The 25,669-nt window shown below is 31.8% G+C and carries 21 protein-coding genes; 11 read left to right on the forward strand and 10 right to left on the reverse strand.

Features of this window, described 5'->3' with window-relative positions; translation table 11 throughout:
- Positions 1 to 83 precede the first annotated feature (83 nt).
- The gene (locus tag AABL81_RS02935; protein WP_158209667.1) at positions 84 to 677 is read left to right on the forward strand and encodes a lipoprotein signal peptidase; all 594 of its coding nucleotides are present in this window, start codon (positions 84 to 86) and stop codon (positions 675 to 677) included.
- Positions 678 to 835: 158 nt separating this feature from the next.
- Here AABL81_RS02935 and AABL81_RS02940 read toward each other — a convergent pair whose 3' ends face one another.
- Together AABL81_RS02940 and AABL81_RS02945 are read right to left on the reverse strand one after the other, a co-directional pair.
- The gene (locus AABL81_RS02940; RefSeq protein ID WP_158209666.1) at positions 836 to 1,399 is read right to left on the reverse strand and encodes a 5-formyltetrahydrofolate cyclo-ligase; all 564 of its coding nucleotides are present in this window, start codon (positions 1,397 to 1,399) and stop codon (positions 836 to 838) included.
- Complete coding sequence (locus tag AABL81_RS02945) at positions 1,399 to 2,346, reverse strand: succinylglutamate desuccinylase/aspartoacylase family protein (RefSeq protein ID WP_158209665.1); 948 nt, start codon at positions 2,344 to 2,346, stop codon at positions 1,399 to 1,401. Before AABL81_RS02945 ends, AABL81_RS02940 begins: the two co-directional genes overlap by 1 nt.
- Before the next feature lie 149 nt (positions 2,347 to 2,495).
- Between AABL81_RS02945 and uvrC the strand changes: the two genes are divergently transcribed.
- From uvrC to AABL81_RS02995, 10 genes are all read left to right on the forward strand, one after another.
- Positions 2,496 to 4,292: an excinuclease ABC subunit UvrC gene (gene uvrC / locus AABL81_RS02950; protein ID WP_158209664.1), complete on the forward strand. Its 1,797-nt coding sequence runs from the start codon at positions 2,496 to 2,498 to the stop codon at positions 4,290 to 4,292.
- A 25-nt stretch (positions 4,293 to 4,317) separates the two neighbouring features.
- On the forward strand, positions 4,318 to 6,540 hold the full coding sequence (locus AABL81_RS02955; RefSeq protein WP_158209663.1) for a patatin-like phospholipase family protein: 2,223 nt from the start codon (positions 4,318 to 4,320) through the stop codon (positions 6,538 to 6,540).
- 213 nt (positions 6,541 to 6,753) lie between these two features.
- The gene (locus tag AABL81_RS02960; RefSeq protein ID WP_158209662.1) at positions 6,754 to 7,920 is read left to right on the forward strand and encodes a homogentisate 1,2-dioxygenase; all 1,167 of its coding nucleotides are present in this window, start codon (positions 6,754 to 6,756) and stop codon (positions 7,918 to 7,920) included.
- 27 nt (positions 7,921 to 7,947) lie between these two features.
- Entirely contained in the window at positions 7,948 to 9,108 is a 1,161-nt protein-coding gene (gene hppD / locus AABL81_RS02965) for a 4-hydroxyphenylpyruvate dioxygenase (protein ID WP_158209661.1), read from the forward strand.
- A 258-nt stretch (positions 9,109 to 9,366) separates the two neighbouring features.
- Positions 9,367 to 10,146: a DUF3108 domain-containing protein gene (locus tag AABL81_RS02970; RefSeq protein ID WP_158209660.1), complete on the forward strand. Its 780-nt coding sequence runs from the start codon at positions 9,367 to 9,369 to the stop codon at positions 10,144 to 10,146.
- Positions 10,146 to 11,081, forward strand: coding sequence for a tryptophan 2,3-dioxygenase family protein (locus AABL81_RS02975; protein ID WP_410505301.1), 936 nt, complete (start codon positions 10,146 to 10,148; stop codon positions 11,079 to 11,081). The genes AABL81_RS02970 and AABL81_RS02975 overlap by 1 nt, the downstream gene beginning before the upstream one ends.
- A gap of 29 nt (positions 11,082 to 11,110) precedes the next feature.
- The gene (locus tag AABL81_RS02980) at positions 11,111 to 12,352 is read left to right on the forward strand and encodes a M23 family metallopeptidase (protein ID WP_158209659.1); all 1,242 of its coding nucleotides are present in this window, start codon (positions 11,111 to 11,113) and stop codon (positions 12,350 to 12,352) included.
- 15 nt (positions 12,353 to 12,367) lie between these two features.
- On the forward strand, positions 12,368 to 13,987 hold the full coding sequence (pgi, locus tag AABL81_RS02985; protein ID WP_341340319.1) for a glucose-6-phosphate isomerase: 1,620 nt from the start codon (positions 12,368 to 12,370) through the stop codon (positions 13,985 to 13,987).
- 110 nt (positions 13,988 to 14,097) lie between these two features.
- Complete coding sequence (locus AABL81_RS02990; protein ID WP_158209657.1) at positions 14,098 to 16,869, forward strand: TonB-dependent receptor; 2,772 nt, start codon at positions 14,098 to 14,100, stop codon at positions 16,867 to 16,869.
- A 110-nt stretch (positions 16,870 to 16,979) separates the two neighbouring features.
- The gene (locus AABL81_RS02995; protein ID WP_341340320.1) at positions 16,980 to 17,933 is read left to right on the forward strand and encodes an aldo/keto reductase; all 954 of its coding nucleotides are present in this window, start codon (positions 16,980 to 16,982) and stop codon (positions 17,931 to 17,933) included.
- 63 nt (positions 17,934 to 17,996) lie between these two features.
- Here the strand turns inward: AABL81_RS02995 and metG are convergent, their stop codons facing one another.
- The 8 genes from metG to AABL81_RS03035 form a co-directional block, all read right to left on the reverse strand.
- The gene (metG, locus tag AABL81_RS03000; protein ID WP_158209655.1) at positions 17,997 to 20,057 is read right to left on the reverse strand and encodes a methionine--tRNA ligase; all 2,061 of its coding nucleotides are present in this window, start codon (positions 20,055 to 20,057) and stop codon (positions 17,997 to 17,999) included.
- Positions 20,058 to 20,234: 177 nt separating this feature from the next.
- Complete coding sequence (locus AABL81_RS03005) at positions 20,235 to 20,480, reverse strand: hypothetical protein (protein WP_158209654.1); 246 nt, start codon at positions 20,478 to 20,480, stop codon at positions 20,235 to 20,237.
- Between the two features lie 49 nt (positions 20,481 to 20,529).
- Entirely contained in the window at positions 20,530 to 21,033 is a 504-nt protein-coding gene (locus tag AABL81_RS03010) for a cytochrome d ubiquinol oxidase subunit II (protein ID WP_341340321.1), read from the reverse strand.
- Positions 21,034 to 21,036: 3 nt separating this feature from the next.
- Complete coding sequence (locus AABL81_RS03015) at positions 21,037 to 21,603, reverse strand: hypothetical protein (RefSeq protein ID WP_158209653.1); 567 nt, start codon at positions 21,601 to 21,603, stop codon at positions 21,037 to 21,039.
- A 136-nt stretch (positions 21,604 to 21,739) separates the two neighbouring features.
- Positions 21,740 to 23,173, reverse strand: coding sequence for a DUF5074 domain-containing protein (locus AABL81_RS03020; protein WP_341340322.1), 1,434 nt, complete (start codon positions 23,171 to 23,173; stop codon positions 21,740 to 21,742).
- Between the two features lie 109 nt (positions 23,174 to 23,282).
- On the reverse strand, positions 23,283 to 23,849 hold the full coding sequence (locus AABL81_RS03025) for a 2'-5' RNA ligase family protein (protein ID WP_158209651.1): 567 nt from the start codon (positions 23,847 to 23,849) through the stop codon (positions 23,283 to 23,285).
- 245 nt (positions 23,850 to 24,094) lie between these two features.
- Positions 24,095 to 24,313, reverse strand: coding sequence for a hypothetical protein (locus AABL81_RS03030; RefSeq protein WP_158209650.1), 219 nt, complete (start codon positions 24,311 to 24,313; stop codon positions 24,095 to 24,097).
- 217 nt (positions 24,314 to 24,530) lie between these two features.
- The gene (locus AABL81_RS03035; RefSeq protein WP_341340323.1) at positions 24,531 to 25,550 is read right to left on the reverse strand and encodes a toxin-antitoxin system YwqK family antitoxin; all 1,020 of its coding nucleotides are present in this window, start codon (positions 25,548 to 25,550) and stop codon (positions 24,531 to 24,533) included.
- Between the last annotated feature and the right edge of the window lie 119 nt (positions 25,551 to 25,669).

A 25,669-nucleotide genomic window follows, 5' to 3' on the forward strand; every position in this document is an offset into this window, starting at 1 on the left:
AATAAAATTAAAAGCGCTCTAAAAGAGCGCTTTTTTTATCTAATAAAATAATATACATTTGTTCCTTGCGTAAATAAGAAAAAATGTCTTTAAAGAGAGCTTACTTGCTTGTTCTACTTGTATTAGTTTTAGATCAGGTATTGAAAATTTATATAAAAACTACTTTTGTATTAAATGATGAATATGTTGTTTTTAACTGGTTTCGTATACATTTCATTGAGAATGATGGGATGGCGTGGGGAGTTGAGTTACCAGGTATATATGGTAAGTTAGCTTTAACAGCTTTTCGAATTGTTGCTGTAGGAGGTATTGCGTGGTGGTTAAGTGATTCTATTAATAAAAAAGCTTCTAATTATCTAATAGTCGCTATTGCTTTAATATTAGCAGGGGCGGTAGGTAATATTTTAGATTCTGTTTTTTATGGAGTAATATTTGATGATAGTACACATCAATTAGCAACTATATTTACAGATAAGCCATATGGGACTTGGTTTCATGGAAAAGTAGTAGATATGTTTTATTTTCCCATTTGGAGAGGTAATTTACCAAGCTGGTTGCCATTTGTAGGAGGTAATGATTTTACTTTTTTTAATGCAATCTTTAATATTGCGGATGTTGCGATTTCAGTTGGAGTAGGTATTCTAATTGTTTTTAATAAGAAAGTGTTTAAGAAATAAACGACATATAAAGTATAAAAAGGGCTTCCGATTTGGAGGCCCTTTTTTGTTGTTATTCTTTTTTTAATTTGATAGCTTGAGTTTGGGACTGCTGAAAGTAAATAATAATAAATTATGTGTACGTGTTTTTCAGAAGTAGAACTTTAGTGTGCAACTTTTTAAAAAGTATATGTTGTATTTGGAGTAATGCAGAAATCTAATGGAACATCATTAGATTGTATGTCATTAATATAATCTTCAGGTTCAAAAAAGCTTACCCCTATTTTGAGGATATTAGGATTACATTTTTCTAAAAAACGATCATAGAAACCTTTTCCGTATCCAATTCGATTTCCTTGTTTGTCAAAAGCTAATAGAGGAATAAAAACTACGTCTATTTGCTGCTCTGGTACTTGTATTCCATCAACAGGTTCAGGAATGCCATAAGAGTTTATTTTGATTGTAGTATTATCAGTTAGTAAGAAGTTTGTTAAGGTTCCTTCTTTAAAATTGGATTTCGACAAAATCACATTCTTGTCTTTTCCAGCTAATATTTGTAGAAGGTACTCAGTATTAATTTCTTTTTTATCTGTGATACTCAAAAAAAGATGGTAATTACTTTTGTTCCAAATCGGTAATTGTAGTGCTCGGTTAGCGATATGTAAACTTAAGTCTTCTATTTCATCACTTGATAAGTTATCGCGTAGTGCTTTGTATTTAATTCTTAGTTCTTCTTTATTCATTATTTTATGTTTTTAGAAATGTGAAAAACAGCATCTCCTTGGTAAACAATAGGTGCATCATTAACATTTATTACATATCCTTTATTCGGAGCTTTAATAAGTGTATTTTCGTTTCCATAGGGGTCAGATATTTCTGCTAATACTTGACCTTTTTCTACGAAAGTACCAATTTTTACTTGATCGTGTAAAAGCCCTGATTTTTTAGCACGTACCCAAACAGAATTTGTAATAATAGTCATTTTTTCTGTTGCTTTTTCAATAAGGAAGTTATCTCGAAGCATATCAAAAGCTTTTAAGAATCGTTTTGTTCCTTCTACTCCCATTGTCGAAACATCACTATTTATATCTAATGATTTACCTCCTTCAAATAATAACATTTTGATACCTTTCTTGGCACAAGCATTCCTAAAAGAACCAGATATTTGGTTTGAATACAGTAAAAAAGGAGGATTAAAGATTGTTGCTAAATCTTCTAATTCTTTATTGTCTGGAGTTATACGTAATTGAGGAGCATTAAATCTACTTTGCCCCCCTGCATGGAAATCAATAGCGTAATCAACATAAGGAAGAATATACTGAATTAAGTGATATGCAAATCTACCTGCAAGTGATCCATTTTTACTTCCTGGGAAAACTCTATTCATATCTCTTCCATCAGGAAACTCTCTTGATTTGTTAATGAAACCAAATATGTTGATAACAGGTATACAGATAATAGTTCCTTTTTTAGGAATGTTAATTTTAGAATGAACAATTTGTCTAACGATATCTACGCCATTAATTTCATCTCCGTGAAGGCCTGCTGATAATAAAACTGTTGGTCCGTCTTCTTTGGCCCTTGAAACAATTACTGGTATCTTAAGTTTAGTTGCTGTGTGTAAACGTGCTATTTCTAAATTAAGTGTTTTTGTTTCTCCAGGTAAAATAGTTTCGTCAAGTATAGTCATAGCTTTTTTTTGAAATGTGAAGATAGGAAAAAGTAGTTTTTATTTAAAAAATATTTGAAGCTCTGGATGGTCAAATAGTTGATCTGTATAATAGATGGCATAGCGATAAAATAATGTTATTTTTGTTATCAAATAAAAAGTCATACCCAATGCCAATAAAACCGTCTTTAGCATTACAAATACAAACACTGCCTGATCAACCTGGGGTTTACCAATATTTTGATAAGGAAGATAAGATCTTATATGTAGGAAAGGCTAAAAATTTAAAAAAGAGGGTAAGTTCTTATTTTAATAAAGTTCACGACAATGCAAAGACAAATGTATTAGTTAAGAAAATAGAAACAATAAAACATATTGTTGTTCCTACAGAAACAGATGCATTATTGTTAGAAAACAATTTGATTAAGCGATTACAACCAAGGTATAATGTTCTTTTAAAAGATGATAAATCATATCCTTGGATTTGTATTAAGCGAGAGCCATTTCCTCGTGTTTTTATGACACGTAGAATGATTAAGGATGGTTCAGAGTATTTCGGACCTTATACCAATATAAAGACAGTTCATACGCTTTTAGAATTAATAAAAGAATTGTATCCCTTAAGAACCTGTAACTATGATCTATCAACTACAAATGTTCGATCTGGTAAGTTTAAAGTTTGTTTAGAATATCACATAGGTAATTGTGCGGGTCCTTGTCAAGAGTATGAAAGCGATATGCAATATGATAAGAAGATAAAAGATATTAGGGATATTCTGAAAGGTAATTTCAAAGAAAGTTTGAGAGGGTTTAAGGATTATATGATGGAATTAGCTTCAGATATGAAATATGAAGAGGCCCAAAAAGTAAAAGAGAAAGTAGATTTACTTGAGAATTACCAAGCAAAATCAACGATTATAAATCCGAAGATTAGTAATATAGATGTTTTCTCTATAATTTCTGATGAATCAGCTGCCTATATAAACTTTTTGCAAGTATCGTATGGTTCAATTATTCGTTCACATACTATGGAAGTAAAAAAGAAATTGGACGAAACTGATGTAGAGTTATTAGAATTAGCAATTACAGAATTGAGAGAACGATTTAACTTGACATCAAAGGAGGTTATTGTGCCATTTGATGTTGAAGTGGCGGAGGGTATACATATTACAGTGCCTAAATTAGGTGATAAGAAACGTATATTAGAATTATCAGAGAGAAATGCTAAATTTTACCGTATGGATTTAATGAAGCAGATTAAGATTGTTGATCCAGAGAGACACGTGAATCGTATCATGCAACAAATGAAGAAAGATTTGCGCTTGCATAATGAACCACGTCATATAGAGTGTTTTGATAACTCAAATATACAAGGGACTAATCCGGTTGCTGCTTGTGTTGTTTTTAAAGATGGTAAGCCAAGTAAGAAAGATTATCGCCATTTTAATGTAAAAACAGTTGAAGGTCCTAATGATTATGATTCAATGGAGGAAATCGTTTATCGAAGATATAAGCGAGTTTTAGAAGAGAAACAGCCATTGCCTGATTTGATTGTAATAGATGGGGGAAAAGGACAGTTAGGTGTAGCTTTAAAAAGTTTAGAAAGTTTAGGTTTGCGAGGGAAAGTACCTGTAATAAGTTTAGCCGAACGTTTAGAAGAGATATTTTATCCAGGAGATAGTTTTCCTTTGTATTTGGATAAGCGTTCAGAAACGATGAAGGTTATTATTCATTTAAGAGATGAAGCACATAGATTTGGATTGACATTTCATAGAAATCAACGTAGTAAGAATGCAATTACAAGTGAGTTAGATAACATTAAAGGTGTAGGTGAGAAAACAAAAACAAGTTTATTTAATTATTTCAAATCTGTGAAACGTATTAAAGAAGCAAGCTTAGAAGAATTAGAAAAAGTTATAGGAAAATCAAAAGGCAAGATTGTTTTTGAGTTTTTTAAGTTACATTAGAGGGATATTTAAATAATTGAGAATCATGCGTAAGTTAATACTTTTAATATTAGTTAGTATCGTTGCAAATACAGTGATTTATGGTCAATCTCAAGAAGAGAAAAGGCCAAAAGTTGGTTTGGTGATGAGTGGAGGTGGAGCTAAAGGATTAGCACATATTGGAGTATTAAAAGTTTTAGAAGAACAAGGAGTAAAGGTAGATTATATTGCAGGGACAAGTATGGGAGCTATAGTTGGAGGGTTGTATGCTTCTGGTTATACAGCTTCTGAATTAGACTCTATTTTCAGTAGTATTGATGTTTCTGCATTAATCAGAGATTATATACCTCGTTTATCTAAATCTTTCTATGAGAAAAAAAATGATGAAATTTATGCATTGACATTACCTTTTGATAAATTTAAAATAGGGTTTCCTAAAGCGTTATCAAGAGGGATGTATAATTATAATTTGATGAATCAGTTGTTAGCTCATGTTAGAGATGTCCGCGATTTTAGTAAGTTAAATACACCATTCTTATGTATTGCTACAGATTTAGAAACTGGAGAAGGTATCGTTTTAGATAAAGGATATTTGCCTCAAGCAATTTTAGCAAGTGGAGCTTTTCCTTCGCTATTTGCTCCTGTGTTGATAGATGGGCATAATTTAATAGACGGAGGGGTTGTCAATAATTATCCTTTAGAAGAATTACGTAAGATGGGTGCTGATATTATTATTGGTGTTGATGTTCAAGATGGGTTGAAGAATATGGATGAAATTGAAGGAGCTCCAGATTTATTGTTGCAAATTTCAAATTATTCTACGATTAATCAAATGAAAGGAAAGCAGCCCCATACTGATATTTATATTAAACCAGATATTGTTGGATATACAGTAGTATCTTTTGATGAAGGTCGTGCTATTATTGATAAAGGAGCAGAAGCAGCAAATAAAGTAATTGATGAATTAAAAACAGTAGGAGGAAACCCTAATGTTTTAAAAGAACAATATGTACCAAAGTATACGGATTCTATTCAGGTCTCAGATATTAATATTAATGGTCTTGAGAAATACACAAGACGCTATGTTTATGGTAAATTAGGTTTTAAACCTCATTCTAAAATTAGTTTTGAGCAATTGAGTAAAGGTATTACACAATTAAACGGAACTGAAAACTTTAGTAGTATTTCCTATGTGTTTAATAAGGATGGAGATGAGGATTCGTTAGATATGGAATTAGTAGAAAATCCTGTTCAACGTTATTTAAAATTAGGTATTCACTATGACGCTTTATATAAATCTGCTGCATTAGTAAATGTGACTCAAAAGAATCTTTTTACTAAGAGTGATGTAGCTTCGTTAGATGTTGGGTTAGGTGACAATATGCGATATAATTTTAATTATTTTGTCGATAATGGATTTTATTGGAGTGTAGGGTTTAATTCTAAATTTAATCAATTTAAGAGAGACTTACCTTATAATATGTTGTTAGAAGCAGGAGGTGTTGTTGAAATGGATAATCCTCCTTCAATGTTTGGAATTAATTATGCGGATTTAGAGAATAGATTATATTTTCAAACTTTTTATCAACAAAAATATTTATTGAGTATAGGGGTTGAGCATCATTTTTTTGATATTCGTAGTAAAACTTTAAATACAGCAGATTCTCGATTCGATCGTAGTCATTATTTAGGAGGATTTGCTAATGTTGTTGTTGATACTTATGACAACAAATATTTTCCAAGAAAAGGGTTCTTATTCAAAGGAGAGTATAAAAACTATTTTTATTCAAGTGATTATTTAGGGAATTTTGAAAATTTCTCATCTATTACAGGTCAAATAGGATATGCTGCACGTATTACAAATAAACTTTCAGTTGATTTGAAATCAAAACTTGGTGCTGTTATAGGAACTTTACCAACAATTGGTTTTGGTTATTTCTTAGGAGGGTATGGATTTGCAGAGCGAGATAATATTGTTCCTTTTTATGGTTATGATTTATTAGGTATTGGAGGAGATTCATATATAATGGGGTCTGTTCAGTTTGATTATGAGATATTTAAAAAGCATCATATTAATATTTCAGCAAACTATGCAAATGCAGGAGATGATATATTTAACAGTGGAGATTGGTTTACTAAAACAAGATATACTGGTTATGCAGTAGGATATGGTATGCAAACTATCATTGGTCCAATTGAAGCTAAGTTTACTTACTCACCAGATACAGGAAAAACATATTCGGTATTTTCAGTTGGTTTTTGGTTTTAAGGATATGGTTTTAATAAAAGCTATTTGTTGTGTATATGTGAAATAAATTTAGATTAAAAATTGCATAATTCATTTTAATGTCGATATTTGTGTTATTATGAAAACACAATGGGACGGCTTATTAGCTTTATTAAAGTACCTTATTAAGAGAGATCCAGAATGAGGTAGCATACTTACGATATTTTATTTACCAACCAAAAATATTTAGTAATTATGCCATTATATCATCAGTTAGGAGAGATACCTCCTAAGCGACATACTATTTTTAGAAAACCAAATGGAGAGTTGTATTATGAACAGTTGTTTGGAACTATTGGATTTGATGGAATGTCAACTAATATGTATCACGAACACAGGCCAACTCAGGTTAAAAAGATTTTAGGACAATATAGTGTTGCTCCAAAAATAGCGAAAGCTAATAACATTCAATCTTATAGATTAAAAGGATTTCAGGTAAAACCAGAGGAAGACTTTTTAAAAAGCAGAAAGGCTGTTTTAACCAATAGTGATTGTACTATTGTATTGTCAGCGCCTTTAAAATCTACCGATGATTATTTTTATAAAAACACAGATTCTGATGAGTTGATTTTTATTCATCGTGGTACAGGAACCTTGCGCACGATGCTTGGAAATTTAACTTTCAAATACGGGGACTATCTTTTAATCCCACGTGGTGTTATTTATAAAATTGATTTTGACACTGAAGATAACAGATTGTTTATCGTTGAGTCAAGGCGACCAATTTATACTCCAAAACGTTATAGGAATTGGTTTGGACAACTTTTAGAACATTCTCCATTTTGTGAGCGTGATATAAGAAGACCAAATCATTTAGAAACTCATAATGAAAAAGGAGACTTTTTGATAAAAGTAAGAAAGCAAGACGAAATTTTCGATATGGTTTATGCTACACATCCTTTTGATGTAGTAGGCTATGACGGTTATAATTATCCCTATGCGTTTTCTATTCACGATTTTGAACCTATTACAGGAAGAGTTCACCAACCACCTCCTGTTCATCAAACATTTGAGACAGATGCATTTGTAATTTGTTCATTTGTTCCTCGCTTATATGATTACCATCCAGATGCAATTCCTGCACCGTATAATCACAGTAACATTGATAGTGATGAGGTTTTATATTATGTAGATGGAGATTTTATGAGTAGAAATGATATTGAAGCAGGACATATTTCTTTACATCCAGCCGGTATTCCACATGGTCCTCATCCTGGTGCAGCAGAACGTTCTATAGGTAAAAAGAGCACAGAGGAATTAGCTGTAATGGTAGATACTTTTAAACCATTAATGTTAACAGAAGAGGCAATGGAAATTGCAGATGAGCAATATTACCAATCGTGGTTAGATCCAGAAATTTAGAACACAACAACTATTAAACTATAAATTATGAGCAGAGAAGTTAAATCAGTAGAGTTTGGCTTAGAAAAGATATTTGAAGGAGCACAAGATTTTTTACCTCTTTTAGGGACAGATTATGTAGAGTTTATTGTAGGGAATGCTAAACAAGCTGCGCATTTCTATAAGACAGCTTTTGGATTTCAATCGTTAGCTTATGCTGGCTTAGAAACAGGTGTTAGAGACCGTGCTTCTTATGTTTTAGTGCAAGATAAAATTAGAATTGTATTAACAACTCCTTTGACTGCAGAGTCAGAATTAAATAATCATATTGTTGAACATGGTGATGGAGTTAAAGTTGTAGCATTATGGGTAGAGGACGCTCGTAAAGCATATGAGGAAACGATAAGTAGAGGCGCAAGGTCGTATATGGAACCTATAGTAGAAAAGGATGAATTTGGAGAAGCTGTTCGTGCTGGTATTTATACTTATGGTGAAACAGTTCATATGTTTGTTGAGCGAAAAAACTATAAAGGAATATTCTTACCTGGATTTGTAAAATGGGAAAGTGATTATAATCCAACTGCAGTTGGATTGAAGTATGTTGATCATATGGTAGGGAATGTTGGATGGAATGAAATGAATACGTGGGTTAACTGGTATGAAGATGTAATGGGCTTTGTGAATTTCTTGTCTTTTGATGATAAACAAATTAATACAGAATATTCTGCGTTGATGAGTAAAGTTATGTCTAATGGGAATGGGCGTATTAAGTTCCCAATTAACGAACCTGCAGAAGGAAAGAAAAAATCTCAAGTAGAAGAATATTTAGATTTTTATAATGGACCAGGAGTACAACATATTGCTGTAGCTACTGATGATATTTTAAGTACAGTCGGGTTAATGAAAAGTAGAGGAGTCGAGTTTTTATCAGCACCACCACAAGCTTATTATGATGATATTCCTCGACGTTTAGGATCTCATATGGATATGATGAAAGAAGATATTAAAGAGCTTCAAAAGTTAGGTATTATGATTGATGCTGACGAAGAAGGGTATTTATTACAGATTTTTACTAAGCCAGTAGAGGATAGACCAACTTTGTTTTTTGAAATTATTCAGCGAATGGGAGCTCGTGGATTCGGAGCAGGTAACTTTAAGGCCTTGTTTGAGTCTATTGAACGTGAGCAAGAAAAAAGAGGAACACTTTAGAATTCAGTTAATTAAATATTAAAAAGACCAACAAATAAGCTTGTAAAGTTAATGATTAGTTAAAATGCAATGACAGTAGTTTTAATTAAAAAAAAGCTATACATTTGCACTCGCAAAAATAAGGTCGTCATAAGCTTTATTTGAGTGTAATAAATTTTTCATAATTTATAGTTTTTTGGTTGGTTAATAGCATAAAAACTCAGTCATTTCTTTGGCTGGGTTTTTTTGTTTGCTATTTTTGAATAAAATATGACCAATATGAAAAAACGTCTCTTCTTACTTGTTGCTTTTCTTATAAGTACAAGTTATTTATTTGCACAGACTTTGCCAAAGGCATTTGATACTGGTGAATATTTAAAATTCCGCATTAGTTATGGTATATTTAATGCAGGGATAGCTACTCTGAAATTAACAGACACAGTTTATAATGGAATACCTGTATATCATGCAAAAGGCATTGGATATACAACAGGTGTGCCTAAAGCTTTCTTTAAAGTCTATGACAATTATGAAAGTTATTTTGAAAAGAAAAGTGTTGTTCCTCATCGTTTTATTAGAAAAATTGATGAGGGAGGGTATACTAAAGATCAAGATGGTGTTTTTAATTACAAAACAATGAAGGTCTTAGTTCATGATAAAGAAAAACAGACAAAAAAAGAATATTCTGTTGTTAAAGATGTTCAAGATATTGTTTCTGCTTTCTATTATTTGAGAAAGTATCCAGGTTTGAACACTATGAAACAAGGAGAGTCTGTTGAAATTGATATGTTTTTTGACGGTGAAGTTTTTCGTTTTAAGCTAAAATATCTTGGTGAAGAAATTTTGAAAACTAAGTTTGGGAGAACAAAAACATTGAAATTTAGACCCTACGTTATGGCAGGTAGAGTTTTTAAAGAAAAAGAAAGCTTAACAGTATGGGTAACTGCAGATAATAATAAAGTTCCTATTCGAATAAAAGCAAGTTTAGCTGTTGGATCCTTAAAAGCAGATTTAGAAGAGTATAAAAACTTAGTTAGTAAGCTTGAATTTGAAAAGTAATGGAAGAGAAAACAATTATTGATCTATATACGGACTTAGAAGATAGATTTGATGAGTTAGGATTGAAGACAGAAACTCATATAAAAGGAATGCTCTATGCTAAGCCTTTAACATATTGGGATTATATACAAACAGATGCATTGTTGAATTTGCAAACACAGAGAACAATAATTCCTGATGAAATGGTGTTTATAATGTATCATCAGGTTAATGAATTATTGTTTAAAATGGTACTTTGGGAAATTAACCAAGTTAGTAATTGTGAAGATGATAAGTTGACGATTGAATTATTTAAAGAGAAGATTAATCGTATAAGTAGATATTTTGATATGCTAACATCTTCTTTTTCCATTATGAAAGATGGGATGAGTAAGGATCAATATTTACAATTTCGTAATACACTTGCTCCAGCAAGTGGTTTTCAAAGTAGTCAATATCGTTTAATTGAGTTTGCTTGTACCGATTGGTATAATTTAATAGATAAACGTTTTGTTGATACATTAAAGGAAAATATTTCAGAAAAAGAAGCGTTAGAATATTTATACTGGCAGGCTGCAGGCAAAGATTATCGAACAGGTGAGAAGTCTTATTTATTGAAGGCATTTGAAGATAAATATTGTGAAATTTTTGTTAAAGCCATGAAAGACTATGAAAAAACAAATTTATGGCAGAAATTTGTAATGTTGCCAGAAGCGGCTCGTAGTGATAAAGAATTAATACAAGCGATGAGACATTTAGATAAAACAATAAATGTGACCTGGGTATTGGGGCATTATCATACAGCTGAAAAATATTTAGATGATGATGTGAAAGGAGTTAAAGAGGCAACAGGGGGGAGTGATTGGAAGAAGTATATGTTACCACAATATCAAAAACGTATATTTTTTCCAGAATTATGGTCAAAAGAGGAAATAGACAATTGGGGATTAGTTTAGAAAAGAAGTTGAAGTAAAGAATTTACATTTTGAAGCAATTTATATATAGTATAATGGTCTCGTTGGCACTTTTTTCGTGTAAAAACACAGAAGAGCCGACTATTGAACCACAAGTAGAAGATGAGAACGCAGAAGAGGTAGTTGCCGAGTTATATGGTTTTAATTTGAAAGACTATGTATTAGTTGAAGATACCATTCGAAGCGGTGATAATTTAGGAAAGATTTTTGGTAATAATAATCTAAATGCTACTGAAGTACATGATATTGTTTCGAAGGTAAAAGACACGTTTAATGTTAAAAATATTCGTGTAGGACAGCCGTATGCATTAGTGAAATATAAAAAAGAAAAAGAAAAGCTTGCTGCTTTTGTGTATCATCCAAATATTTCAGGTTATCAAGTTATCGATTTGAGAGATACTATTCACGCATATACAAAAACTTATCCAGTTACCATAAAAAGACGTACCGTTGCTTCTACAATTGATGGTTCTTTATCATTAAGCCTTAGCAAAGAAGGAGTTGACCAATCGTTAGCAACTAAGATGTCACAAATATTTGCTTGGTCAATAGACTTTTTTAAGTTACAGCCAGAAGATAGGTTTGCTGTAACCATTGAAGAGAAGTATATAAATGATACTATTTATGTTGGTATTTCTAAGATTGATGCAGCATATTTTAGATATAGAGGAAAAGATCTGTATTCATTTCCATATAAAAGAAATGGTGCAAAAGGTGTTGATTATTATGATGAAGAGGGAAGACCAATGAAGAGTATGTTTTTAAAAGCTCCTTTAAAATTCTTTAGAATTACATCAAAGTACTCTAAAAATAGATTTCATCCTGTACAGAAAAGATGGAAGTCTCATAATGGAACGGATTACGCTGCTCCAACGGGAACACCAATTATGTCAACAGCATCAGGTGTTGTTGAAAGAGCTGGTTATACCGCAGGAAATGGTAACTTTGTGAAGGTTCGACATAACGGAACATATTCGACTCAGTATTTACATATGTCAAAGATATTAGTTAAGGTTGGGCAGTACGTTGATCAAGGACAGACAATCGGATTAGTCGGAAGTACAGGGTTAGCAACTGGACCGCATGTGTGCTATCGTTTTTGGAAGAATGGGGTTCAAGTTGATCCAATGGGGCAAGCATTACCGAATTCTGAGCCAATGGATAAAAAAAATATTCCTGCGTTTAAAGAGCATATTAATCCTTTGAAAGCGGAATTAGATAAAACGATTAGTGAGAAGTTTAAAGAAGAATAAGAATATAAAAAGCTAATGTTAAAAAGTATAAATCCGTCTGGGACTCAGTCTTGGAAAGAGTTGAGAAATCATTTTGGAGATATGGAGTTTGTTCAAATGCAAAAACTTTTTGAGAAAGATCCTCAAAGAGCTAATAGTTTGAGCGTTAAATGGGAGGAGTTTTTGTTAGATTATTCTAAGAATAAAGTTACAGATGAAACATTGTCGTTATTGTTTGACTTAGCCAAAGAAGTAGGCTTGAAAGACGCGATAAATGCAATGTTTGACGGTTTTAAAATCAATGCAACAGAAGATCGTTCTGTATTGCATACAGCATTACGTGACTTCTCTGATAATAAGAAAATTGAGATTGAAGGAGAAGATATATTATTAGATATAAAGGGAACTCGTAAGAGAATTAAAGATTTTACAGAGAAAGTTTTAAATGGAGAGTACTTATCAGCGACTGGACAGAAGTTTACAGATGTAATTAATATTGGTATTGGAGGATCTGATTTAGGTCCTAAGATGGTTGTAAATGCATTAGTGAATTATAGAAATGATTTAGGAATTCATTATATATCGAATGTAGATGATGATTATTTGCATTCAGTTTTAAAACAATTAAATCCAGCTACAACATTAGTTTTAATTGTTTCTAAAACCTTTACTACTCAAGAAACAATTGAAAATGCTAAACGTATTAAAAGTTGGATTGAGAAGGAACTCGTTGGAAGAGATTTTAACAAACACTTTATAGGTGTATCTGCTTCAGTTGAAGAAGCTGAAGAATTTGGACTATATAAAGAGAATATTTATCCAATGTGGGATTATGTTGGAGGAAGGTTTTCTTTGTGGAGTGCTGTTGGTTTGTCTGTGGCTTTAGCAGTTGGATATGATAATTTTGAAGCTTTATTAAAAGGGGCTTATGAAATGGATAATCATTTCCAAAGCGCGGAATTCGAAAGTAATTTACCTGTAATAATGGCGCTTTTAAGTGTTTGGTACAATAATTTTTATGGATATGAAACAGAAGCTGTTGTTCCGTATAGTCAGGTATTAGAAAAGTTTCCTGCTCATCTTCAACAAATGATAATGGAAAGTAATGGAAAAAATAAAGATAGAAGTGGAATACCTGTTAATTATCAAACAGGAACTTTGATTTGGGGAGAAGTAGGTGTTTCTGCACAGCATGCTTTTTTTCAGCTATTTCATCAAGGAACAAAAGTTATTCCAATTGATTTTATTGGTTTTGTTAATCCTTTTGTTGAAGGAAATTCAAGTCACGATATTTTAATGTCTAATTTTTTTGGACAAAGTGAAGCATTATTAAAAGGTAAATCTGGAGAGGTTTATGAATCAGATAATAGTGAGTTTTTAAGTAATTTTAGAGAGTTCTGTGGTAATAAACCATCAAATACATTGTTGATTAGTAAGTTAACGCCTAAAAACTTAGGGGCATTGATTGCTTTATATGAGCATAAAACCTTTGTACAAGGTGTAATTTGGAATATTTATAGCTTTGACCAGTTTGGTGTAGAGTATGGAAAAGTTTTAGCTAAAAATATTCAAAATGAAATAAAAACAAAAAATATCAGTAAACATGATAGTTCTACAGTGTTTTTATTGGATTATTATCTGAATAATAGAAAGTAGAATAAGTCTAAATTGTAATGCAAGTTAAAATTTAATGATAAGGTAACATTGAATATCGATGTTTTTGTACATTTGTGCCGAAAATTAATTTTATCACTTACACTTACAAAATGAAAAACTTGAAGAACTGGATGCTGATGATGGTAATGATTCTTACCTCAGTATCCGCACTTTCACAAAACAAGATTACTGGTGTTGTAATCGATGGTGAGTTCCAATCGGGATTACCAGGTGCAACAGTAATTGTTAAAGGAACACAAAATGGAACATCTACAGATATGGATGGAAATTTTGAATTAAATGTTTCTTCAGATAAAGGAGAAGTAGTATTCTCTTTTATTGGTTACCAGTCAAAAACTGTTTCTTTTAAAATTGGTGCTGACAAAAAAGCTAATTTAGGAAATATTGTTTTAGCTGCTGATGAGAATATGTTGGATGACATCGTTATTATGGGTGTTGCTGACGTAGCAAAAGATCGTAAAACTCCAGTTGCTGTTTCTACAATTAAAGCAGCTGTTATTCAGGAAAAAATTGGTTCTCAAGAATTTCCTGAACTTTTAAATACTACTCCTTCTGTTTATGCTTCTCAAGCTGGTGGAGGATTTGGAGATTCAAAACTTAATATTCGTGGATTTGATCAAAAGAACATCGCTGTAATGGTTAATGGTATGCCTGTTAACGATATGGAAGGTGGATCTGTATATTGGTCAAACTGGGCTGGAGCTCAAGATATTGCATCTGCTGTTCAAGTTCAAAGAGGATTAGGATCTTCTAAAATTGCTATCTCTTCTGTAGGAGGAACGATGAATATTATTACAAAAACATCAGATATGAAAGAGGGAGGATCTCTTTCTGCAGGTGTTGGTAATAATGATTATTTTAAAGGATCTGCATCTTACAATACAGGTATTTTAGAAAATGGTTTATCCGCTTCTGTTTTAATGTCTTATACTCGCGGTAATGGATATACAGAAGGTACTGATTTTGAAAGTGTAGCATATTTCTTAGGATTAGGTTACCGTTCAAAAGATACTAAGCATAATATTCAATTTACTTTTACCGGTGCTAATCAATGGCACAACCAAAGTAGTACTAACCCTACAATCGCTGATTACTTAGAATATAGTGATAATGGTAAACCTAATAGACGTTACAATGCTGATTATGGTATGTATAATGGAAAAGGATATTCTTGGGCAAGAAACTTCTATAATAAACCTATTGCTTCTGTAAACTGGGATTTTAGAATAAATGAAACATTTACTTTAAATACTGTTGCTTATGGTTCTTGGGGCCGTGGAGGAGGAAATGGTGCTCTTGGAAGTATTAATGGAAAGGGACAAAGAGATAGTTTATTTAAAGATAATAATGGACATATCCGTTTTGATGACATCGCTGCATGGAATTCAGGAAAACATGTAGAAGGTTTTGGTAATGATAAAGTTATGGAAGATGGAGAATATTATTCAACATCAAGAAATGGTCTTGTACGTCGTACAAGTATAAACTCTCATGACTGGTATGGTACTGTAATGAACTTAAATGCTAAAATTAATGAGAATTGGAATTTTGATATTGGAGTTGATGCTCGTACATATGTAGGATACCATTTCCAAGTATTGGATAACCTTTTAGGGGCTCCAGGTTATATTGATATGGCTAATAAGAGTACTGGTAATCGTGTTATTACTGAAACTTATAATAGTAAAGCTCCAGCTAATCCTTGGCTTGATTGGAGTAAGAGAGAAAAAGTTGCTTACGACAATGATGGAAATGTTAAATGGTTAGGTGGTTTTGGACAAGTTGAGTATTCTAAAGACGCATTAACTGTATTCGTACAAGGATCTATCTCTAATCAATGGTTTAGACGTATTGATTATATGGGATATGACCGTAGAACTGAAAAAGGTGCTTCAGAATATAAAACTTCTTGGAAAAGTTTAGCAGGAGGAAGTGTTAAAGGAGGATTGAACTACAATATTGATGAAAATCATAATGTTTTTGTTAACTCTGGATATTTCTCTCGTCAGCCTTTCATGAATAATGGAGTTTATATTAATAATAGTAATACAGAAAACCCTAACTTAAAAAATGAAAAGATTTTTGGTTTAGAATTAGGGTATGGATTACGTTTAGAGAAATTTAGAGGTAATGTTAACTTATATCGTACGTCTTGGAAAGACAGAATTCAAAGAATTTTCGAAAGAGATGTATTTAATGTAGGTAAAAATGGAACTCAAACTCCTGGATATGCTAACTTATATGGTATTGAACAAATACATACAGGATTAGAAGTTGACTTTATTTATAATCCAATTGATCGTTTAGACATTACAGGATCTTTATCTTGGGGTGATTGGAAGTACAAAGGGAACGTAAGTGCTGATTTCTTGAATGAGCAAACAAACGACCCAATCTTAGGAGAAAATGGAAAACCAATGCAAAAAACTCTTTATTTAGATGGTGCTAAAGTGGGAGATGCTCCTCAGTTCATTTTAAATTTAGGTGCTGCATATGAAATTGTAGAAGGGTTAAAAGTTGATGGTAACTTCCGTTACAATGATAAATTCTACGCTGGAATTAACCCAACTGATTTTGGATCTAAAGATTCTAAAGGATCTATTTCATTACCTTCGTTTAATTTATTTGATGCAGGTTTATCATACAAAATGAAAGTTGGTAAAGAGAAACAAAATAGTGTTTCTATGCGCGTGAATGTTAATAACGTTTTTGATACTACTTATATTTCTTATTCAAGAACTAATATTCATAGTGGTGATTCAAAAGCGAATAATGTAAATTGGAAAGGTGTAGATACTGCAAACGAGGTTTATTTCGGAAATGGTAGAACATGGAACGTAACATTACGTTATAACTTCTAATAAGAATTTTATAATATATTTTAAAAGAGCTAATCATATGATTAGCTCTTTTTTTATGCGTTAAGTTTTTTAAAAGTTTTACCTTTAAAAATGAATTGTTAGATAAAAAGATGAATAGATTAAAATTAGGTGAAAGTGACTTAGAAGTACCAGAATTGTGTTTTGGTGGGAATGTATTTGGATGGACAATAAATGAAAAGGAGTCTTTGAGAATGTTAGATGAACTTCAAGAAAAAGGATTGACTTTTATTGATACATCAAATAACTATTCTCATTGGGCACCTGGTAATGTTGGAGGAGAGTCTGAAGCAATAATAGGTAAATGGTTTAAGGAGTCTAAAAAGCGTCACAATATAGTTTTATCAACTAAGGTAGGAGGAAGTATGAAAGATGTTCAACGAGGACTTAGTAGAGATAATATTAGAATGGGAGTAGAATCCTCATTAAGAAGGTTGAACACTGACTATATTGATCTATATTTTGCTCATCATGATGACTTGAATGTCTCTCAAGAGGAAACTATGTCTGTTTTTAATGATTTAGTGCGAGAAGGAAAAGTACGTTATTTGGGAGCTTCAAATCTTGAAGTAAATCGCATTAAGGCAGCGAATGAATTGTGTAAAGAGAAAGGATGGACTAAGTACATAGCTATTCAGCCCTTATATAACCTCTATGATAGAGAGAAATATGAAAAAGAGTACTTACCCTTGGTTAAGGAAGAAAGCCTTGCTGTAATGAGCTATTTTGCGTTAGCAAGTGGTTTCTTAACAGGGAAGTATAAAACGCAAGAAGATATAAGTAACAGCCAGCGTAAAGAAATGGTAAAAGGTTATCTAAATGAAAGAGGCCTTCGTATTATAGAATCTTTGTCTGTTGTAGCAAATCGATATCAAGCACAAATAGCAGAGGTTGCAATAGCTTGGCAAATTCACAAACCAGATATTAGTACACCAATTGTGAGTGCTACGAATGCTAAACAATTAGAAAGTATTATTAAAGCAACTTCTTTGAAGTTGACTATGGAAGATATGTTGTTCTTAGAAAAGGCAAGTGAGTTTGAATAATTCAAAAATGTCTGTCGTAAAGAAAAAAAGCGGTTATCTACATCAGATAACCGCTTTTATTATTTAGTTTATTGTTGAACCGTTTTTCACAGTATCATTATCAGGATTTACGAAAACTAATTTTCCATCAGGATCTTCAGTCATTAAAATCATACCTTGACTCTCAACTCCTCTTAATTTTCTTGGAGCTAAGTTAGCAAGAACAGTAACTTTTTTTCCAATAACTTCTTCAGGAGAGAAATGTTCAGCAATACCAGAAACAATAGTTCTAACATCTAATCCAGTATCTACTTTTAAAACTAAAAGTTTATTTGCTTTAGGCATTTTTTCTGCTTCAAGAATAGTCCCGACTCTTAAGTCTAATTTTGCGAAGTCTTCAAACGTAGCAGTTTCTTTTTGTTCTTCTACTTTTTTGTTCTCAGCAGCATTAGCTTTTTTAGAAGCTTCTAAGCGGTCTAATTGTTTTTGAATCTCTTCATCTTCAATCTTAGCGAATAACAATTCAGCTTGTCCAATTTGGTGATCTGCTGCAATCATTACTGTATCTTCAGAAACAGACTTCCAAGAAATTGGAGTACTAATATTTAAGATAGACTTCAATTTGTTAGCAGTAAATGGTAAGAAAGGCTCAGCAAGCGTACTTAATGCAGCAGCAATTTGTAAAGCTACATACATTTGAGTTTTTACTCTTTCTGGATTTTCTTTAATCAATTTCCAAGGTTCTTCATCTGCAAGATATTTATTTCCAAGACGAGCAACATTCATTAATTCAGACAATGCTTCTCTAAAGCGGTATCTTTCAACAGAACTCTCAATAACACTTGGGTACGCTCTTAATTCTTGTAAAGTAGCGATATCAACATCAGAAAACTCATTTGGATGAGGAACAATTCCGTTGTAATATTTATTTGTTAAAACAACAACTCGGTTGATGAAGTTACCAAAAATAGCAACTAACTCATTGTTGTTTCTTGCTTGAAAATCTTTCCAAGTAAAGTCGTTATCTTTTGTTTCAGGAGCATTTGATGTCAATGCATAACGTAAAACATCTTGTTTTCCTGGGAAATCTTCTAAATATTCGTGTAACCAAACAGCCCAATTCTTAGAAGTAGAAAGTTTATTACCTTCTAAGTTTAAGAACTCATTTGCAGGAACGTTGTCAGGAAGAATATAACTACCTTCTGCTTTCAACATGGCAGGGAAAATAACACAATGGAAAACAATATTATCTTTTCCAATGAAGTGCACTAATTTAGTGTCATCAGATTTCCAATATGGTTCCCAATCTTTTCCTTCTCTTTCTGCCCATTCTTTTGTAGAAGATATGTACCCAATCGGAGCATCAAACCATACATAAAGAACTTTTCCGTCAGCACCTTCAACAGGAACAGGAATACCCCAATCTAAGTCACGAGTTACTGCACGTGGTTTTAAACCATCTTCTAACCAAGATTTAACCTGCCCATATACATTTGGTTTCCAGTCATTTTTATGACCTTCTAAAATCCATTCACGTAAGAATGCATCATATTGATCAAGTGGTAAAAACCAGTGCTTAGTTGATTTTAAAATAGGTTTAGAACCTGTAATAGTCGATTTAGGGTTGATTAAATCAGTAGCATTTAATGAAGTACCACATTTTTCACATTGGTCTCCGTATGCTTCTTCATTAGCACATTTTGGACAAGTACCTGTTACAAAACGGTCTGCCAAAAATTGTTGTGCTTGTTCATCATATAATTGTTCAGTAACTTCTTCAATAAATTTACCTTCATTATAAAGCTTTTTGAAAAATTCAGAAGCAGTTTGATGATGGATTGAAGAAGAAGTTCTTGAATAATTGTCAAAAGAAATACCAAAATCCGCAAACGATTGTTTGATAATTCCGTTGTATTTATCAATAACTTGTTGTGGAGTAATACCTTCTTTTTTCGCTTTCATAGAAATAGCTACCCCATGTTCATCACTTCCACAAATAAAAGCTACGTCTTTTCCTTGTAAACGTAAAAATCTTGCATAAATATCAGCAGGTACATATACTCCTGCTAAGTGTCCAATGTGAATAGGACCATTAGTATATGGCAACGCCGCTGTAAGCGTGTATCTTTTTGGATTTTGTATCATAAATCAATTATAGTTTTCTAAAAAACAATTCAAATAAGACTGCAAAAATAAGCATTACGAACGGAATACATCTATTTATTTTAAATCATCTTGTTTACAGTGTAGTTAACAAGAACAATTTATCGTCAAAATTATAGTGAATTGTTTTTCTAATATAGAATTCTGTGAAAAGGCAGGTTATTTGCTCTTTTCGTTTTGTATCATTTGTTTCATATCGTCATTCATCTCAAAACGTTGATTTGTTGAAGACGAGCTGTTTTCACCTGTTCCGTGCATCGGAATCTCCACAGTTTTATCAGTTTGTTCAGAAGCACTCTTTGACGATTCAGTAGTAGTACTTGTTGTAGACTCTGATTTCTTATCAGTACACGAAGCTATAAACACAGTTCCGATTGTTAGTAAAGTAAATATTTTTGTTTTCATGTTTATCATTTCTTAATGCACAAAATTACTATTTTCAAAATAGAATAGTTTATGAATCCGTAGAAGTATTACTATCTTTAATAATTTCAATAGAAGCTTTAGGAATAGTAAATTCACTACCTATAGATCCTGTGTCATTAGTTGTTTGTTGTTTTTTAATAAGCATAATAAACACGCAAGAAATAAGCCAATTAGCCCAAAATAAATAACCACCAGCGTGAAAGTATATTTTCATATGCTTATGTGACGTTGTTGTAAAGTCTTGAAATGTATAATACGCACCATATATACCAATACCAATTGCAAGAAGTATAATAGGGATATATATCCATTTAGACGAAAATTTTTTAAAAAGAACCAATATCAAAATCAGCACCAATTGAATAGCAAAAATCACTAATGCTGTCTTCCAAACGGTTTTGAAAATTGTGTATTCTTTGTAAAACAGGCTAATACTTACTCGCCCTACAAAAGACATTTTAGAAAAGAGCATTGCAGATGCAAAAGACAAAAGCAATTGCGTAAAGATTAGAAACGTAATTTTTTTTGCCATAATCTAATTTGTAACCTTCCAACCATTTTCTTCAGAATACTTAAGTTTAAACTTTTTAGTGATGAACTTCGTATTCGGAGTTTTGTCTTTATATAAAAAAGCAAACGGTGTAAACTCTTTGTTTAGCATAACATTCGCAGTGGCTGTTTTCTTTCCGTTATTTTCAATTTGCACATTGCTATTTTTATCTAAGCGATAGACAACTGTTTTTACTTTCACTCTATCATTTTTTTGACTTAACACAAAAGGGTGAGACTTTTCAGCCATCTTTAAAGTAACATTCCAAATAGAGTCTTTAGACAACCATTTCTTTTTTGCAGTTTCTTCTTCAAATGAGATATAGCCTTCGTTTTCCAATTGTTTATAAAAAGTGATTAACTCTTTATCTTTTGTTGTTTTCAATCGCATTTTACCTATTTGAAAGTTATTGCTCTCATAAATAGGTTTCTCATTCAAATAGCTTTCAATTGTTGAGTACGCTTTTGAAGTATTGATGTTTTTATCATTACAACTCGTCAAAAATAGACCGAGACATAAAAGAATAAAGGCAACGTAGCTTTTCGAATTCATAATGTAAATTTTAATCAAAAATACAAAAAAAGCTTTTAGTTTGAAGAAGTTTTTAAATGGTGTTATGATATTGATATGTAGTAGTTTATGGGTGTAAAAAAAGGCTACGATTACGTAGCCTTTTTGAAAATATGAATTAGTTTCTAACCCAAAGTTCTATCTTTTTTTCAACAACTTTACCGTTTGAATTTGCACGAATAGTTATTGAAGATTTTCCTGTTTTGTCATTCGTATTGAAAATCAATTTATCATTTTCAATAACTGCTGTTCCAAAAGTGGAATCAAATTTAGTAATTGTTTTTTCAATCAATCCTAATGGAGAGTCTTGATCAATTATTACTTCACCAATAGAAACAGTAAATTCTTTATTTGGCTTAAGTACAATTTGATTTGGTAATATTTCAGGAGCATTATTATCTTGGAAGAAAGGCATAGAAGGGAACCAATAATGACCATTCTTATCATTTGCTTCTCCACCTTGCATAAACACTTCTCCTTTTTTAGCACCTGAATTTGATAAAATTCTTGTCCAATTGTATCCTCCGTTAGTAGCCCAACCATCTTTTTTGATTAAAAGGACAATGTCTCCATTAATAGGATCTACACGTAAACCAGCTCCATAGAAAGCAAGTTTATTACCATCAGCATCATTTCCTAATAGGTGAAAATCTGTATTTAATGTTCCGTTTGTAGTGTCAAATTTACCAACTTTGTTACCACCACCCCATGATCCAGCATCTGAAACCCAATATAAGGCATCTTCTTGCATACTTGCCGTAAATGAACCAGCATTCCACGCACCCCAAGTACCTGGTATATTCGATGGAGCAATGTCGTAAGATTTAATATCATTGTAGTCTTTTGGGTTGATGCGGATAAGTTCTTTTTCTTTTCCTGCCCAAATTACACCATGTCTATCAATCGTTAGCTGGGTATAATTACCAGCTAATGTTATTTTAACTTTATCTGTTTTTGTATCAATAATAACAAGACCTTTTCCTTGAACTACTGCATAAACTTTACCATCTGCATATACCATATTTCCAGTCTGACCAGCAACATCTGCTATTGTATCTACCGTTTTTAGGCTTTTAATATCAAAGATAGTTATCCCATTTGTAGTAGAGATGTATCCTTTTGAATCTGAAACACCAACAAAAGCACGTCCATCACCATTGATATCTTCAATTGTTTTTACTTCTTTGAAATTCTTATCAGTTATAACAAAACGGTTTCCTTGCTTAGATACAAAATAATAATAGTCGCCATAAGCTGTTGCATAAGCTAAGGTTATACCAAATTTCTTTCCAGAATTAGCGGCTCTATAAATTCGATATTGTGGTTGTAAATTATAGTCTAATTGGTTCACAGTACCTTCATCGTGTCCAAACCAATCTTCATTAGCAATATAAAAAGCAGTTGGTTTAATTAAAGGAGTAGCTGCCGTTGGTGGAATGATTCTAAAACCTTCATCATCACGAGTTGAGTTATCATCGCTATTACAAGCAAAAGTTAAAGCAAGTAAGCTCAAAGACATTGAGCGGAAAAGCACATTCTTAGTAAATATCATTTTTTGATTTTTGAGTTAATTCTGTTTTTATAAATGGAATTAATTCAAATGTATTACAATAATCTTTGTTCTTAAAACGAGGGTATGTTTTTTTATAAAGTAGTATTTCCTAAAATAACTCCATTTGTATGGGACGGTCATCAGGTTGAGAAAGAAACATAAACGTATCAATTATATCATATTGTCTTCTTTCCAGATTGAATTTTCGAAGTGCAATATGGTTACATAAAAATTCTAAGTGTTGTTTTCCAAATAATTGATATGCTTTTTCTATTTTCTGAGCATCTAATTTACGCGCTATAGATAAGTGAGCATCATAACTTTTAGTTATCACTTTGACTTGTAATATTTCAAGTAGCTGCTTTACATAGTCTTGTAAAATTATCTTTGCGTTTGTATCAACAGTTAAGAAAAAAGCTCCGTTTGGATAGGTGTCAAAATCGTTTAAAATCACATCAGTGGGAACGAATCTATTACAACATCGTTCAACTTGTTGTTTTACTCTTTTTATTTCAGTTTCTGAAGCGTGAAATTCAACAATAGTCAAGTGTGCCAATGAATTCTTGCTGTTATACCAGCCGATTTCTTCAGCGAGCTTTAGCTTCATTAGTTTCACAGTCTCAATGATTTGATCATTAGGCTGAAAGCACAGAGAATATTTGTGAATAGAATGCATACGATTTTATTTATGGATAAAAGTAAAAAAATAAATCGTGTTGAGGAAAAAAGCTTAAAAAATAGTTAATAAAGCTTTTTTTGAGCCAAGCTGATAAGTGTCATATTTTTAGCTAACTGAGTGAGGTATCTTTGTTATAGGTTTTAAAGCTGCTTCATAATCAAATGAAAATAGAGTTAGCGGTTTTTTGGTTAGTTATAAAGGAAAAAAAGGTATCTTGATTCAAGATACCTTTTTTTTGTTTTTTATCGTAAGATAACGCGTCCTTTAAAAGGCACATCGCAATTGATATCAATATTATGAGCCTTTGAAATAAAAACTTTACACGGTTTAATTTGATAAACAAAATTATCTATAATCTCTTCAACTTGAACAATAGGGTGTTCAATTTGATGTTGATTAAAAGTTACATGTAGTACATCGTTGTCAAAATCTAAAGACGAAAATTCTTTTACGTATTTCATAATTGTCGTTGTTTATATGGTTATTAGGTAAGTTACAAAATATAAGTGATATAGCGTTTAAATTAAGAGTTAAACAAGTAGATTGCTTTAATTACGGATTATTAGTTTTAGTTGACTATATGATTGCTATGACTGTAATCAGGTTAGTTAGTAAACTGGCTATTTATGTTTATGTAAGTCTATAAATATGCCTAAGCTTTTCAATTTAGAGGTTAATCTAATATTCCCTCTTAGGAATTATATGATACTCATCTTTTTTATAGTTCTCTTCAAACCTTAATTTCCCATTCTTATAATACTCTTTATAGACACCATCAAGTTCCCCATTTCTGTAATTTTTATCAAATTGTAATTGTCCGTTATCATAGTATTCTTTAGAACTTCCATGGCGATTTCCATCTTTGTAGTGCTCTTCAGCTTTTAATTGTCCATTGTCATAATATCTCTTAAATATCTCATTTCGTTTTCCGTTTATGTAATTCTCTTCGGATTCTAATTGCCCGTTCTTATAGTACATATTAAAAACTCCATGCAGTTGCCCATCTTTGTAATCCACTTCAGATTTTAATTGTCCATTATCATAATACCACTTACAATTACCAATTTCTTTTCCGTCTATATAATTCTCTTCCGATTCTAATTGGCCATTCGTATAATACTTTTTAGAAACTCCGTGGCGTTCTCCATCTTTGTAATTCTCTTCGGATTCTAATTGTTTATTATCATAATACTCTTTAGAAACCCCGTGGCGCGCGCCATCTTTGTAATTGACTTCAGTTTTTAATTTACCATTTCTATAATACTCTTTAGAAATGCCCTGACGTGCGCCATCTTTATAATTTCTTTCAGCTTTTAATTTTCCATTATCATAATATTCTATAGAGCTTCCCTGAGGTTTCCCTTCTTGGAAATTTATTTTAATCTTTAACTTCCCATTCTCGTGATATTCCTTTCCAATTTTATAAAGTTGTCCTTCTTTGGAGTTGACTTCAGCTTTTAATTGTCCATTCTCGTAATACCATTTCCCAACTCCGTGATGTTTACCCTCCTTGTAGTTTATTTCGTATTTTAATTGCCCATTAGCATAGTACTCTGTCGAAATTCCATTAAATTTCTCATCTGTATTTAGTAGATAAAACACACCATTTCTCTCCTGCAGTTTATCCATCGCAATCTTTTGGGGTTTGCAATCAATAGAAACAAATAATAACAAAATAATAGCGTAAATCTTTTTCATTATTCTATATTTTAAAACTATCAAAATTAGGTAATTACTTAGGATAATCACTTGTTTTACAAACTTTTCAATAGTTGATAAACCAACTTACCTTGTAGTACAGCTAAGAAGTCCTTCAA

Origin of the sequence: Myroides sp. C1519, from assembly GCF_038039755.1 — a bacterium.
GTDB classification, from domain to species: Bacteria; Bacteroidota; Bacteroidia; order Flavobacteriales; family Flavobacteriaceae; genus Flavobacterium; species Flavobacterium phaeum_A.

Excerpts from the sequence above, each read along its gene's own strand:
- AABL81_RS02990 (WP_158209657.1), top strand. The coding sequence starts at position 14,098 with ATGAAAAACTTGAAGAACTGGATGCTGATGATGGTAATGATTCTTACC.
- AABL81_RS02940 (WP_158209666.1), bottom strand. The coding sequence starts at position 1,399 with ATGAATAAAGAAGAACTAAGAATTAAATACAAAGCACTACGCGATAAC.
- AABL81_RS03005 (WP_158209654.1), bottom strand. The coding sequence starts at position 20,480 with ATGAAAACAAAAATATTTACTTTACTAACAATCGGAACTGTGTTTATA.
- AABL81_RS03030 (WP_158209650.1), bottom strand. The coding sequence starts at position 24,313 with ATGAAATACGTAAAAGAATTTTCGTCTTTAGATTTTGACAACGATGTA.
- AABL81_RS02960 (WP_158209662.1), top strand. The coding sequence starts at position 6,754 with ATGCCATTATATCATCAGTTAGGAGAGATACCTCCTAAGCGACATACT.
- AABL81_RS03025 (WP_158209651.1), bottom strand. The coding sequence starts at position 23,849 with ATGCATTCTATTCACAAATATTCTCTGTGCTTTCAGCCTAATGATCAA.
- AABL81_RS02995 (WP_341340320.1), top strand. The coding sequence starts at position 16,980 with ATGAATAGATTAAAATTAGGTGAAAGTGACTTAGAAGTACCAGAATTG.
- AABL81_RS02970 (WP_158209660.1), top strand. The coding sequence starts at position 9,367 with ATGAAAAAACGTCTCTTCTTACTTGTTGCTTTTCTTATAAGTACAAGT.
- AABL81_RS03020 (WP_341340322.1), bottom strand. The coding sequence starts at position 23,173 with ATGATATTTACTAAGAATGTGCTTTTCCGCTCAATGTCTTTGAGCTTA.
- AABL81_RS03010 (WP_341340321.1), bottom strand. The coding sequence starts at position 21,033 with ATGGCAAAAAAAATTACGTTTCTAATCTTTACGCAATTGCTTTTGTCT.
- pgi (WP_341340319.1), top strand. The coding sequence starts at position 12,368 with ATGTTAAAAAGTATAAATCCGTCTGGGACTCAGTCTTGGAAAGAGTTG.
- AABL81_RS02975 (WP_410505301.1), top strand. The coding sequence starts at position 10,146 with ATGGAAGAGAAAACAATTATTGATCTATATACGGACTTAGAAGATAGA.
- uvrC (WP_158209664.1), top strand. The coding sequence starts at position 2,496 with ATGCCAATAAAACCGTCTTTAGCATTACAAATACAAACACTGCCTGAT.
- AABL81_RS03035 (WP_341340323.1), bottom strand. The coding sequence starts at position 25,550 with ATGAAAAAGATTTACGCTATTATTTTGTTATTATTTGTTTCTATTGAT.
- AABL81_RS02945 (WP_158209665.1), bottom strand. The coding sequence starts at position 2,346 with ATGACTATACTTGACGAAACTATTTTACCTGGAGAAACAAAAACACTT.
- metG (WP_158209655.1), bottom strand. The coding sequence starts at position 20,057 with ATGATACAAAATCCAAAAAGATACACGCTTACAGCGGCGTTGCCATAT.
- AABL81_RS02935 (WP_158209667.1), top strand. The coding sequence starts at position 84 with ATGTCTTTAAAGAGAGCTTACTTGCTTGTTCTACTTGTATTAGTTTTA.
- AABL81_RS02955 (WP_158209663.1), top strand. The coding sequence starts at position 4,318 with ATGCGTAAGTTAATACTTTTAATATTAGTTAGTATCGTTGCAAATACA.
- AABL81_RS03015 (WP_158209653.1), bottom strand. The coding sequence starts at position 21,603 with ATGAATTCGAAAAGCTACGTTGCCTTTATTCTTTTATGTCTCGGTCTA.
- hppD (WP_158209661.1), top strand. The coding sequence starts at position 7,948 with ATGAGCAGAGAAGTTAAATCAGTAGAGTTTGGCTTAGAAAAGATATTT.